Here is a 12,947-nt window from a genome sequence, read left to right as displayed (position 1 = left end):
CGCGACTTCAATGCGCGCCGACTCCGGTGGCAGTACTTCTTCGATGCCATCTGGCAGCAGCCAGCGGTCTACCGTTGCCATTACGCCATTCCCCTTTGATCCGGGCGGCCAGCACGAGGGCGAGCCTTGAGTGAAGCAGAAAATGACCGGGGCGTTCAAAACGCACGCGCATGAACGACGCAGCGAAAGGCCTGTTACTGGCTTCGCCCATCACTTTCCTCGAAAAACGCTCGGGCCGTTCAAACCCGATGCCTGCAACAAAAACAGCAATCAAACGTGCAGACGCAAAAAAGCCGGGAATTTCCCGGCTGCCGCATCATACACACGTTTTCCGAAAGGATCACCCCGCCCGAGGTTTTAGCCGCCGGGCGGAATGATTCAGGTCAACGCCGTGTCAAGGTTTGGCTTTTTCCAGGTAGCGGAAGAAGTCGCTGCTTGGGTCGAGGACCATGACATCGGATTTGTTCGCGAAGCTTTCACGGTAGGCACGCAGGCTACGGTAGAAACCGTAGAATTCCTGATCCTGGCCGTAGGCCTTGGAGTAGATCGCAGCAGCCTGGGCGTCACCATCACCGCGAACCTCTTCGGATTCACGATAGGCTTCGGCCAGCAGCACGCGGCGCTGACGATCGGCGTCGGCACGGATGCCTTCGGCCAGCTCGTTACCCTTGGCGCGGTGCTCGCGAGCTTCACGCTCACGCTCGGTGCTCATACGCTCGAACACACTGCGGTTCACTTCTTTCGGCAGATCGATCGCCTTGACCCGGACATCGACCACTTCGATACCCAGCTCTTTTTCCGCCATCTTGTTCAGCGATGCAGTGATGTCAGCCATCAGCGCATCACGCTCACCCGACACCACTTCGTGCAGGGTGCGCTTACCGAACTGATCACGCAGGCCGGATTCCAGACGACGGGACAGACGCTCGTCGGCGATCTGCTTCAGACCCGAAGTCGCGGTGTAGAAGCGCTCGGCATCTTTCACCCGCCACTTGGCGTAGGCATCGACCATCACGGCTTTCTTTTCCAGGGTCAGGAAGCGCTGCGTCGGTGCATCCAGCGTCAACAGACGCGCATCGAATTTGCGCACCTGGTTAACGTAAGGCACCTTCACATGCAAACCCGGCTGGACATCGGCCTGAACCACACGACCGAATTGCAGCAGCACCGCGCGCTCGGTCTGAGCGACGATGTAGAAGCAATTCCAGCCCACCAGTACCACGACGACGCCAACGATCAGGGCGATCAGCGATTTATTGCTCATCAGCGGGTCTCCCTTGTACGCGTCTGCGGCACGTCAGTGACATGCGGCGTGACGTCCGTGTTGTTGCTGGCGGCCGAACCGGTCACCGGTGCATTACCCGAACTGTTCTGGATCATTTTGTCCAACGGCAGGTAGAGCAGATTGCTCTGGCCGTTCTTGTTACCGGTCACAAGCACCTTGCTGGTGTTGCTGAAGACTTCCTGCATGGTGTCCAGGTACAGACGCTCGCGGGTGACTTCAGGTGCCTTGCGATATTCGGCTACCAGCTTGGTGAAGCGATCAGCCTCACCCTTGGCGCGCGAGATCGTTTCGTCGCGGTAACCGTTGGCATCTTCGATGATGCGCTGGGCCTGACCACGGGCTTCCGGCACCACGCCGTTGGCGTAGGTTTCGGCCTGGTTGCGCGAACGCTGCTCGTCTTCACGGGCGCGGATCACGTCGTCGAAGGCCTCCTGTACTTCACGCGGTGCCGCTGCGCTCTGCACGTTGACCTGGGTAACGGTGATACCGGTGCGATAGGTATCGAGGAAACGTTGCAGACGCTCCTTGATCTCGCTGGCCATCAATTCACGACCTTCGGTGAGCACCTGGTCCATGGCGGTGGAACCGACCACGTGACGCAGGGCACTTTCAGTCGCGTGCTGCAGGCTGATTTCCGGCTGATCGACGTTCAGCACGAAGTCCTGCAGGTTGCTGATCTTGTACTGCACGGTCAGCGGCACTTCGACGATGTTTTCGTCTTCAGTCAGCATCTGGCCCTGCTTGGAGTACGCACGCTCGCGCGTCACGTTTTCCATGTACTTCTTGTCGATCGGCGGGAAGTAGATGTTCAGGCCCGGGCCAACAGTCTCGTAGTACTTGCCGAAGCGCAGCACCACGGCTTGCTCCTGCTCGTCCACCACGTAGACCGCGCTGTACAGCCAGACAGCCGCCAGCACCACCAGGCCGATGCCGAGCAGGCCGCCGAAGCCGCCACTGCTCCTGCCCGACCCGCCGCCATCATCACCGCGTTTCTTACCACCACCGAACAACCCGTTCAGGCTTTCCTGCAGCTTTCGGAAGGCCTCGTCGAGATCCGGTGGTCCCTTGCGGTCGCCGTTATTGCGGCGCTTGCCACCCCAGGGATCCTGATTATTCGAGTTGCCACCCGGCTCATTCCAAGCCATAGCGCTCTCCATCTGATAAAGCAAAGACGCACCCACGGCGCGCCGACCAATGCTACAGAATGCCTGCCGTTGCGGCACAACCGCTTTTTCAGGCTTTTATTGCAAAGTGTGTTGCTCGATGAATTCCATCGGCTGCAATCCTTCGCGGCTTACCAATCGATTCAGCTCGATCCGGGGCAAACGAACGGCCAGCAGGCTGACACCTTCTTCATCGTATTCTTCTTTCTGCACCGCCCCGAGTTCGAAGAACTGCGCACGCAGCCGAGCGAATCGTTGCGGCAGGCGCAAGGTACCGACGAACAAATCACTGCCGAGCAACTCGGCGATGGCCTGTTCAAGCAGTTCCAGACCGCTGCCATCCCGCGCCGAAAGCCAGACCCGTTGCGGCTTGCCATCGGCATCGCGCTGGATCTGCGGCTCGACACCTTCGAGCAAATCGAGTTTGTTATAGACCTCAAGGATCGGCAAGTCCTGCGCGCCAATCTCGCCCAGCACCACCATCACCTGCTCGATCTGCAACATGCGATCCGGTTCGGCCGCATCGATCACGTGCAGCAGCAGGTCGGAATTGCTCGACTCTTCGAGCGTAGACCGAAATGCCTCGACGAGCTTGTGCGGCAGGTGACGAATGAAACCCACGGTGTCGGCCAGAACAATCGGACCGAGGTCGTCAAGCTCCAGCCGGCGCAGGGTCGGGTCGAGCGTGGCGAACAGTTGATCGGCCGCGTACACCTCGGACTTCGTCACGTTGTTGAAGAGTGTCGATTTGCCCGCGTTGGTGTATCCCACCAGCGAAACGGTAGGAATGTCCGCACGGGATCGGCCACGGCGCGACTGCTCGCGCTGACTGCGCACCTTCTCCAGCCGCCCCTTGATCTGACGCAGGCGAACCCGCAGCAGACGGCGGTCGGTTTCCAGCTGGGTTTCGCCCGGACCGCGCATACCGATACCGCCACCCTGACGTTCAAGGTGAGTCCAGCCGCGAACCAGCCGCGTGCTCATGTGGTCAAGCTGGGCCAGTTCGACTTGCAGCTTGCCCTCGTGGGTGCGTGCGCGTTGGGCAAAAATATCGAGAATCAACCCGGTGCGGTCGATCACGCGGCACTCGAAAACACGTTCGAGGTTGCGCTCCTGACTGGGCGTGAGAATGTGATTGAAAATCACCAGATCAGCTTCTTCAGCCTTGACCAGGTCGCGTAGCTCTTCGACCTTGCCGCTGCCGATCAGATATTTGGCGGTTGGCCGATGACGCGGCACGTTAAAAAACGCAACGGTCTCGGCGCCGGCCGAATTAGCCAACTCCTGAAACTCCTGCGGATCTTCGCGCGCCTCAGGGTCCTGTCCATCCAAGTGAACGAGGATGACTCGCTCACCACCACCGTGGCGCTCAAAGAACAAAGGAGTCTCCTATCAGGCGTTACCTGGAGCTGGCTCTGCGTCGCCCTGTTCGTTTTCGGTTGCGCTAGGCAGACGAATTGGACGAACCGGTACGACAGTCGAGATAGCGTGCTTGTAGACCATCTGGCTGACGGTGTTTTTCAGCAGGATCACGAACTGGTCGAACGACTCGATCGTCCCTTGCAGTTTGATACCGTTGACCAGGTAAATGGAAACCCCGACTTTCTCTTTACGTAAAGTGTTCAGGTAAGGGTCTTGTAGCGAATGCCCTTTTGACATGTGCCGCACTCCTTTAAGGATTCAATAATAAAAAATAGGTAATTCAGATGGCTTTGGCCGTCACACCCCCAAGGATAGACGGCAATTGCAAGGACTCAGCTCAATATGGAGATGGTCCCAAGGTATTTCAAGGCGCGTGGCAGATTGTCGCAATCAAGACTGTCCAGCCAGTGCAAATCGTCCCAGCTGCGCAGCCAGGTAAACTGGCGCTTGGCCAATTGGCGCGTGGCGATGATGCCGCGCTCCTGCATCTGGGCCAACGTCAGCTTGCCGTCCAGGTAATCCCAGACTTGGCGGTAGCCTACCGCACGTATAGACGGCAACCCCGAATGCAGGTCACTTCTTTTACGCAGGGCTACGACCTCGTCGATGAACCCCTGTTCCAACATATTTGTGAATCTTTGTTCAATTCGCTGGTGCAGAACCTGGCGATTTGCCGGAGCAATGGCCAGGTTCGCGACAGTATAGGGTAATTGTTGGCGTCCAGAAGCGGCTGCTTCAGTACTTTGCGCAGATTGTTGCTCGCGCAGGGCAGTCATGCTCTGCCCGCTGACTCGGTACACTTCCAGCGCCCGACTCAAGCGCTGCGGATCATTTGGATGAATGCGCGCTGCCGACACCGGATCGATTTGCGCCAACTGCTCGTGCAGCACCTGCCAGCCGAGGCGTGCCGCTTCTTCCTCTATTTGCGCGCGCACCTGGGCATCGGCCGCCGGCATGTCCGCCAGACCTTCGACCAACGCCTTGTAATAAAGCATCGTGCCGCCGACCAACAGCGGGATCTTTCCCCGCGCAGTGATTTCGGCCATGGCCTGCAGGGCGTCGCGACGGAAATCGGCAGCGGAATACGCCTCGGCAGGGTCGAGAATATCGATCAACCGGTGCGGGTATTCGTTTAGCAGTGCTTTCGAAGGCTTGGCCGTGCCGATGTCCATGCCGCGATAAACAAGCGCCGAGTCGACACTGATCAATTCGCACGGCAGCACCTTGGTCAGCTCGATGGCCAGATCTGTCTTGCCCGCAGCGGTCGGGCCCATCAGAAAAATCGCTGGAGGCAGCTGGCTCATCAACGACCGCGCAGGAACAGTTTGTCCAGATCGTCCAGGCCCAATTGGGTCCAGGTCGGTCGGCCATGGTTGCATTGACCACTGCGCTCGGTGTTCTCCATGTCACGCAGCAGGCCGTTCATTTCCGGCAGGGCCAGGCGCCGGTTGGCACGGATCGCCCCGTGGCAGGCCATGGTGCCGAGCAGTTCGTTGAGGTGCGCCTGAATGCGGTCGCTGGTGCCGTATTCCATCAGATCCGAAAGCACGTCGCCGACCAGTCGATTGGCTTCCGCCTGCTTGAGCAATGCTGGAATCTGCCGGATCGCCAAAGTTTCCGGGCCCAGCCGCTGCAATTCGAAGCCCAGCCGCTGGAACCACGCGGCGTGTTCTTCAGCGCAATCGGCCTCGCCCTGACTCACCGCCAGCGACTCCGGCACCAGCAACGGCTGACCACTGAGGCCTTCGCTGGCCATGGCGATTTTCAGGCGCTCGTACATGATGCGTTCGTGGGCGGCATGCATATCCACCAGCACCAGGCCATGGGCGTTCTCGGACAGAATATAGATGCCCTTGAGCTGCGCCAGTGCATAGCCGAGCGGCGGGATATCTTCCTGGCCGGTCGGCAGTGCGCTGACATTGGCTTCCGGCAGCGGCGCGAAGAACTCTTTGTAGGCAGCTTGCGCCTCGGCGACAGGCACCGTCGATTGCGGACGCGGCGTGTATTGATACTGATAAGCGCCGCCAGCGCTGGCGCCGGACGCAGTGTTGAATGCCGGTTGCGCCTGCGGCTGCTCGAGCAGCGCATTGGCGGCCAGACGCATCTCGCCTTGCGGGCCGAATTCGCCCGCCTCGATTCCGCTGGGCCGAACGATTGCCGTGGTGACCGAGCCGGCCAACTGGTCTTCCGGACGCACATCGCCCAGCGCACGGTGCAACGTGCCATACAGGAAATCGTGAACCATGCGCCCGTCACGAAAGCGCACTTCATGCTTGGTCGGGTGCACGTTGACGTCGACCGCTGCAGGGTCTACCTCGAAAAACAGCGCGAAGGTCGGGTGCCGGCCGTTGAACAGCACGTCGCGATAAGCCTGGCGCACGGCGTGGGCCACCAATTTGTCGCGCACCGCCCGACCGTTGACAAAGAAATACTGCAAGTCCGCCTGACTGCGGTTGAAAGTCGGCAAACCGACCCAACCCCACAGGTGCAAACCATTGCGCTCGATCTCGATCGGCAACGCCTGCTCAAGGAAACCCGAACCGCAGATCGCCGCCACGCGCCGCGCACGGGCCGCGTCATCGTGGGCCTCGTGCAGGCTGAGAATGGTTTTGCCGTTGTGGCGCAAATGAAACGCTACGTCGAAACGCGCCAGCGCGAGACGCTTGATCACTTCTTGCAGGTGATCGAATTCGGTTTTTTCGGTCTTGAGAAATTTGCGCCGTGCCGGGGTGTTGAAAAACAGGTCGCGGACTTCCACCGAGGTGCCAACCGGGTGTGCAGCCGGCTGCACGCGCGGTGCCATGTCACGCCCTTCGGTTTCCACCTGCCAGGCCTGATCGGCATCGCGGGTGCGCGAGGTCAGAGTCAGACGCGCCACAGAGCTGATCGACGCCAGCGCTTCGCCCCGAAACCCGAGGCTCATCACCTGTTCCAGATCTTCGAGATTGCGAATCTTGCTGGTGGCGTGCCGGGCCAGCGCCAGCGGCAGGTCATCGGCAGAAATACCGCTGCCGTCATCACGCACCCGCAGCAGCTTGACGCCGCCCTGTTCGACATCGACATCGATACGCTTGGCACCGGAATCGAGGCTGTTTTCCAGCAGTTCCTTGATCACCGAAGCCGGGCGCTCGACCACTTCACCGGCGGCGATCTGGTTCGCCAGCCGCGGGCTGAGCAGCTCGATGCGCGCCGTGTTCAATACCTGGTTCATTCTTTCGACGCCAGTTCGGTGCCTGGAATAGTCAGGTGCTGACCCACTTTCAGCTCGTCACTCTTCAGATTGTTGGCGGCGCGCAAGGTGGCCGGCGAAACCTGATAGCGCACGCCGATCATCGCCAGGGTTTCCCCCGGGCCGACACGGTGGTCGCGCGGGCCTTGGGCAATCTTGCCGGAATCACGCAGCCAGGCGATGTAGGTGCCCGGTGGCGGATTCTGCTGGAAGAACTGGCGCACACCGCTGCTGATCGAGCGTGCCAGCGCTTGCTGATGGCTCGATGCAGACAGTTTGTTGGCTTCGTTGGCGTTGGAGATGAAACCGGTTTCGACCAGGATCGACGGGATATCCGGCGACTTCAGCACCATGAACCCGGCCTGTTCCACGCGCTGTTTGTGCAGCGGTGTGACGCGGCCAATATTGGTCAGAACCTTCTGACCGACGTTGAGGCTGGAGGTCAGCGACGCGGTCATCGACAGGTCGAGCAGCACGCCGGCGAGCATGCGGTCCTTGTCGTCGAGGCTGACGTTGCCGGCACCGCCGATCAGGTCGGAACGGTTTTCACTGTCGGCCAGCCAACGGGCGGTCTCGGACGTAGCGCCACGATCAGACAGGGCGAACACCGAAGCACCGAAAGCGGCTGCGGACGGCGCGGCGTCGGCGTGGATCGAGACGAACAGGTCGGCGCCCTTCTTGCGAGCGATTTCGGTACGCCCGCGCAATGGAATGAAGTAGTCGCCAGTACGGGTCAGTTCGGCGCGGAAGCCTTTCATGCCGTTGACCTGACGCTGCAATTCGCGAGCGATCTGCAGCACCACGTCTTTTTCACGCTGGCCGCGCGAGCCGGATGCGCCCGGGTCTTCGCCACCGTGGCCGGCGTCGATCACAACGATAATGTCGCGTTTGCCGGCCGGGGCTGGCGGCAGTTTGATCGCCGGTTCAGTCGGGGTCACCGGCACTGCCGGCACGGTCGCCACCGATGGCGGCGGGGCCGGCGGCGGCGCGGCATCGGCAGGGTTGTCGAACAGATCGACCACCAGACGGTTGCCGTATTGCGCGTTCGGCGCCAGCGAGAAGCTTTTCGGGGTGACGGCTTTTTTCAGGTCGATGACCACGCGCAGGTCGGTCGGTGTGCGCTGGGCCGAGCGCATCGCAGTGATCGGCGTGTTCGCGGTCTGCACGTTCAATGGCGCGCCGAGGGTGGCGCCATTGATGTCGATTACCAGCCGGTCCGGGGCTGTCAGGGTGAAAACGCTGTGCTGCACCGGGCCGCTGAGGTCAAAGACCAGTCGCGTGTTGTCCGGCGCCCGCCACAGGCGCACGCTGTTGACCTTTGAATCGGCCACAGCGTTGACGGTTACTGCCATCAACATCAGTCCAGCGGCAGCCACCAACGCGCGAAAGCGCATACCAAACCCCATCATTTAATTGGATTCCAATGCCAAAGCGGCACACCAGGCCTCGCCACGCGAGCCCTGGGCTAAAATTTTCAGCGAACGCCCGCTGTCTTGCGGGCTAATGGTAATGGTCAGGTCAGGCTTTGGCAAAAAGCCTGCACCTTTATCGGGCCATTCGATCAGGCACAGGGCATCGTCTTCGAAGTAGTCACGGATGCCGAGAAACTCCAGTTCCTCGGGATCGACCAGGCGATACAGGTCGAAGTGGAAGGCACGAATGTCACCGATCTCGTAGGGCTCGACCAATGTGAAGGTCGGACTTTTTACCGCGCCAACATGGCCCAAACCGCGAATGATGCCCCGTGACAGGGTGGTTTTGCCCATACCCAGATTACCTTCAAGAAAAATCAGGCCATGGCCCTGGGTGACGCGGGCGATCCGTGCGCCAAAGTCGCTCATCGCCTGTTCATCGGCCAGGTACAGGGTTACTTCAGACACGGTGCTTGCTCCTCCAACAACTGACGAATGGCTGGAATCAGATCACTGGCCGCCAGCCCACGGCCGAATTTGCCTTGTTGCATACCCGCGTTGGCGTGCAGCCAGACGGCCAGGCATGCCGCGTCGAACGCATCCATGCCTTGGGCCAGCAGGGCGCCGATCAATCCGGCCAGCACATCGCCGAGGCCGCCCGTAGCCATCGCCGGATGGCCTTGATGACACAGCGAAAGGCGCCCGTCGGGATGGGCGATCAGGCTACCCGAACCTTTGAGCACGACCACCGCTGAGTATTTTTTGCTCAACGCCAGCGCTGCCGCCGGGCGATCCGCCTGCACCTCGGCGGTGCCGATAGCCAACAACCGCGCCGCTTCGCCCGGATGCGGGGTAATCACACAATCCTTGCGTAATTGAACGAAGCCGCTGGCCAGCAGGTTCAACGCATCGGCGTCCCATACCTGCTGCAAGGATGCGTTGGCTGCGGCGGACAACAATGCGCGCCCCCAACTGGCCTGCCCCAACCCGGGACCGACGACCAGCGTCGAGACCTTTTCCAGCAAACCTACCAACTGATTGGCCGACGAGGTGCCGAGGGCCATGGCTTCCGGCACCCGGGTCAGCGCCGCCGGGACGTGTTCGGGACGCGTCGCCAGCGACACCATGCCCGCGCCGCTGCGCAGGGCCATTTGCGTACTGAGTAAAATCGCCCCGCCAAAGCCGTGATCGCCGCCGATCAGCAGCACATGACCAAAGCGGCCCTTGTGCGCCGTCGGTGCGCGCGGCGCTGGTCGCGGAAGATTAGCCGGGCTGAGGCGCCGGGCGCGGACAGCAATGTCACTATAAATGTCGGCGCTGGCCTGCAGATCATTGAATACCAGTTCACCGATGTGATCGGCGGCGTCGCCAGTGAACAGGCCAACTTTCAGGCCGATAAAAGTCACCGTGAGATCAGCATGCACCGCGACGCCCAAGATTCTTCCGGTGTCGGCGCAAAGCCCGGAAGGAATGTCGACTGCCGTTACGGGCAGACCGCTGGCATTGATCGCGTTGATCGCAGCCGCGTAGGGCTTGCGTACCTCGCCGCTCAAGCCTGTGCCAAGCAAGGCATCGACGAGGACGCCGCGCAGCTCGCTGTCATCTGTCCAGTGCTGCGAGGCAACGCCTGCGGCCAGTGCCTCTGCATGAGCAAGCGCCGCATCCCCTTGCAAGCGCTGTGGATCGCCCACCGCCAGCAGGCGTACAGCCCAACCGGCGCGAAGCGCCAGTACGGCGATGAGATAACCGTCGCCAGCATTGTTGCCATGCCCGACGAGCACCGTCAGTTCGTTCGCGTCCGGCCATTGCCGCACCAGCGCGCGCCAGGTCGCCCGGGCCGCCCGCTGCATCAATTCGAAGCCCGGCGTGCCGGCGGCAATCAGCCGGGCGTCGAGCTCGCGCACCTGGGCGGCGCCGTACAGTGCGTCGGGTAATTCATCTTTCGTCTGCGGCATGCGTCTTCGAGCTCCGATGTCTGGCAGAATTATACGCACCTCAGCTCCGGTTTCTCTCGCCTCATGTCCGCCATCACCACAGACCTGCCCGCCCTCGCCCAATCAATCAAGGAGTGGGGCCGCGAGCTGGGCTTTCAGCAAGTCGGCATCAGCGGCCTGCACCTCGCCGAGCACGAGCAGCACCTGGAGCGCTGGCTCGCGGCCGGCTACCACGGCGAAATGGACTACATGGGCGCCCATGGCAGCAAACGCTCGCACCCCGAGGAACTGGTGCCGGGCACTTTGCGGGTGGTCTCGCTGCGCATGGACTACCTGCCAGGCGATACCGAAATGGCCAAACGTCTGGCGCAACCGGAAAAAGCTTACGTGTCGCGTTATGCCTTGGGCCGCGATTACCACAAATTGATCCGTAAACGTGTGCAGCAATTGGCCGACAAAATTCAGGCCGAGATCGGCCCGTTCGGTTTCCGTGCTTTCGTCGACAGCGCCCCGGTGCTGGAAAAAGCCATCGCCGAACAGGCAGGGCTGGGCTGGATTGGCAAGAACACCCTGGTGCTGAATCGCAAGGCCGGGAGTTATTTCTTTCTAAGCGAGCTATTCGTCGACCTGCCGTTGCCGATGGACCAACCACACAGCACCGAACATTGCGGGCGCTGCACTGCGTGCCTGGATATCTGCCCGACCAATGCCTTCGTCGGCCCGTATGTGCTGGACGCGCGGCGCTGCATTTCCTATCTGACCATCGAACTGAAAACCGCCATCCCTGAAGAGCTGCGCCCGCTGATCGGCAATCGCGTGTTCGGCTGCGATGACTGCCAGATCGTCTGCCCGTGGAACCGTTTCGCCAAACCTTCACAGGAAGGCGATTTCAAGCCACGGCACAACCTCGACAACGCCGAGCTGGCCGAGCTGTTTATGTGGGATGAAGACAAGTTCCTGAGCAGCACGGAAGGCTCGCCGTTGCGGCGCGCCGGTTATGAGCGCTGGTTGAGGAATCTGGCGGTGGGACTGGGTAATGCGCCTTCAACGATCCCGGTGCTGGAAGCCTTGAAGGCGCGCCGCGATTTTCCTTCAGATCTGGTGCAGGAACACGTCGAGTGGGCGCTCAGGCAACATGCCGAGCGTCAGGGCGCGTCGTTGTAAACGAACTTGGGCATTTCCCAGTGAAAACGGATCGCCAGCAGGCGTAGCAGAAACCCACCGAACAGCGTAATCAGAATCGCCTGCTCGCCTGGCACGTTCAGGTACAGACAAAGCATGTAGCACCATGCAGCGGCAAACGAGACGCTGGCATAGAGTTCGCGCCGAAAGATCAGCGGAATGTCGTTACAGAAAATGTCGCGCAGGATGCCGCCGAACACCCCGGTAATGACGCCGCTGACCGATGCCACCAGCATGCCATGGCCCATCTCCAGAGCGGTCATGCAACCGATCAAAGTGAATGCCACCAGCCCTACCGCGTCGAGCACCAGAAACAGTGAGCGCAGATGGCGCATCCAGCGGGCGGTGAATACGGTGAACATCGCGGCCACCGACGTCAGCACCAGATACTCCGGGTGTTTGACCCAGGTCAGCGGGTAATGTCCGAGCAACACGTCGCGCACCGAACCGCCACCCAGCGCGGTGATGCAGGCGATCAGCACCACGCCAAACCAGTCCATGCCGCGTCGTCCGGCGGACAGCGCGCCGGTCATGGCTTCGGCGGTGATGGCGATGAGATAGAGCATCAGCAACATGATGGCAGCCCAGGCAGAAAGGCGCGCAGTCTAGCCACTTCAGCGCCGCACCAGAAGAGGGCGCCTCAGCAAACACAACTCCCTGTAGGAGCCGCCGAAGACTGCGATCTTCTGATTCTGCTTTTTCAGATTCAAAACAGAGATCAAAAGATCGCAGCCTGCGGCAGCTCCTACACAGGGATCGCGTCAGAACTTGATGAAATGCTTGCGGTAGTGCTGCAGCTCGGCGATCGATTCGCGGATGTCATCCAGCGCCAGGTGCGTGCTGCCCTTCTTGAAGCTGTCGCGCACGTCCGGCGCCCAGCGCGCGGCCAGTTCCTTGAGTGTGGAGACGTCGAGGTTGCGGTAGTGGAAGTAGCTTTCCAGCGCTTTCATGTGGGTATAAAGGAAGCGGCGATCCTGGCAGATGCTGTTGCCGCAGATCGGCGACTTGCCCTTCGGCACCCATTGTTCCAGGAAAGCGATGGTTTCGGCCTCGGCCTCGGCCATGCTGATGCGGCTTTCGCGTACACGCTGGGTCAGGCCGGAATTGCCGTGGGTGCGGGTGTTCCACTCATCCATGCGCGCCAGGACTTCGTCGCTGTGATGGATGGCGATCACCGGGCCTTCGGCCAATGTGTTGAGCTCACTGTCGGTGACGATGGTGGCCATTTCGATGATCACATCGTTGTCCGGGTCCAGACCGGTCATTTCCAGGTCGATCCAGATCAGGTTTTGCGGGTTTTGCATATTCGGGCTCCTAGGC

Annotated in this window: 14 protein-coding genes; 2 read left to right on the top strand and 12 right to left on the bottom strand. The window is 60.8% G+C overall.

All coding sequences use genetic code 11. From position 1 onward, the window contains the following. Positions 1–81: hypothetical protein (locus ACIGDJ_RS18125; RefSeq protein ID WP_397504582.1), on the bottom strand; the 81-nt coding region annotated here is incomplete at its 3' end. An 89-nt stretch (positions 82–170) separates the two neighbouring features. Between ACIGDJ_RS18125 and ACIGDJ_RS18120 the strand changes: the two genes are divergently transcribed. After that, entirely contained in the window at positions 171–377 is a 207-nt protein-coding gene (locus tag ACIGDJ_RS18120) for a hypothetical protein (RefSeq protein WP_397504581.1), read from the top strand. 17 nt (positions 378–394) lie between these two features. Here the strand turns inward: ACIGDJ_RS18120 and hflC are convergent, their stop codons facing one another. From hflC to ACIGDJ_RS18075, 9 genes are all read right to left on the bottom strand, one after another. Further along, a complete protein-coding gene (hflC, locus tag ACIGDJ_RS18115) occupies positions 395–1,264 on the bottom strand; it encodes a protease modulator HflC (RefSeq protein WP_039756857.1) in 870 nt (289 codons plus the stop codon). Next, on the bottom strand, positions 1,264–2,430 hold the full coding sequence (gene hflK, locus ACIGDJ_RS18110; protein WP_076565403.1) for an FtsH protease activity modulator HflK: 1,167 nt from the start codon (positions 2,428–2,430) through the stop codon (positions 1,264–1,266). Before hflK ends, hflC begins: the two co-directional genes overlap by 1 nt. Before the next feature lie 96 nt (positions 2,431–2,526). Next, a complete protein-coding gene (gene hflX, locus ACIGDJ_RS18105) occupies positions 2,527–3,828 on the bottom strand; it encodes a ribosome rescue GTPase HflX (protein WP_016771946.1) in 1,302 nt (433 codons plus the stop codon). Positions 3,829–3,840: 12 nt separating this feature from the next. Next, positions 3,841–4,107, bottom strand: coding sequence for an RNA chaperone Hfq (gene hfq / locus ACIGDJ_RS18100; protein ID WP_090280768.1), 267 nt, complete (start codon positions 4,105–4,107; stop codon positions 3,841–3,843). A 95-nt stretch (positions 4,108–4,202) separates the two neighbouring features. Beyond that, positions 4,203–5,174, bottom strand: a complete 972-nt coding sequence (gene miaA / locus ACIGDJ_RS18095; protein ID WP_101157745.1) for a tRNA (adenosine(37)-N6)-dimethylallyltransferase MiaA — start codon at positions 5,172–5,174, stop codon at positions 4,203–4,205. Then, a complete protein-coding gene (gene mutL / locus ACIGDJ_RS18090) occupies positions 5,174–7,081 on the bottom strand; it encodes a DNA mismatch repair endonuclease MutL (RefSeq protein WP_397479262.1) in 1,908 nt (635 codons plus the stop codon). The genes miaA and mutL overlap by 1 nt, the downstream gene beginning before the upstream one ends. Continuing rightward, positions 7,078–8,457, bottom strand: a complete 1,380-nt coding sequence (locus ACIGDJ_RS18085; protein ID WP_397479269.1) for an N-acetylmuramoyl-L-alanine amidase — start codon at positions 8,455–8,457, stop codon at positions 7,078–7,080. The genes mutL and ACIGDJ_RS18085 overlap by 4 nt, the downstream gene beginning before the upstream one ends. A 51-nt stretch (positions 8,458–8,508) precedes the next feature. Further along, positions 8,509–8,979 carry a tRNA (adenosine(37)-N6)-threonylcarbamoyltransferase complex ATPase subunit type 1 TsaE gene (tsaE, locus tag ACIGDJ_RS18080; RefSeq protein ID WP_016771950.1) on the bottom strand — a complete coding sequence of 157 codons (471 nt, stop codon included), beginning with the start codon at positions 8,977–8,979 and terminating at the stop codon, positions 8,509–8,511. Then, positions 8,967–10,466, bottom strand: coding sequence for an NAD(P)H-hydrate dehydratase (locus ACIGDJ_RS18075; RefSeq protein ID WP_101157751.1), 1,500 nt, complete (start codon positions 10,464–10,466; stop codon positions 8,967–8,969). Before ACIGDJ_RS18075 ends, tsaE begins: the two co-directional genes overlap by 13 nt. Positions 10,467–10,529: 63 nt before the next feature. Here ACIGDJ_RS18075 and queG point away from each other — a divergent pair, with 63 nt between their 5' ends. After that, the gene (queG, locus tag ACIGDJ_RS18070) at positions 10,530–11,609 is read left to right on the top strand and encodes a tRNA epoxyqueuosine(34) reductase QueG (protein ID WP_101157753.1); all 1,080 of its coding nucleotides are present in this window, start codon (positions 10,530–10,532) and stop codon (positions 11,607–11,609) included. Here the strand turns inward: queG and ACIGDJ_RS18065 are convergent. After that, entirely contained in the window at positions 11,591–12,205 is a 615-nt protein-coding gene (locus tag ACIGDJ_RS18065; protein WP_178081165.1) for a trimeric intracellular cation channel family protein, read from the bottom strand. The two genes, queG and ACIGDJ_RS18065, sit on opposite strands and share 19 nt — an antisense overlap. 183 nt (positions 12,206–12,388) lie before the next feature. Further along, a complete protein-coding gene (gene orn, locus ACIGDJ_RS18060; protein WP_042607793.1) occupies positions 12,389–12,931 on the bottom strand; it encodes an oligoribonuclease in 543 nt (180 codons plus the stop codon). Positions 12,932–12,947: the final 16 nt, after the last annotated feature.

It is taken from the genome of Pseudomonas sp. NPDC079367, assembly GCF_044542195.1.
Lineage (GTDB): Bacteria > Pseudomonadota > Gammaproteobacteria > Pseudomonadales > Pseudomonadaceae > Aquipseudomonas.
The sequence above is the reverse complement of the archived record's forward strand: the minus strand, read 5'-3'. Positions and strand labels throughout refer to the sequence as shown.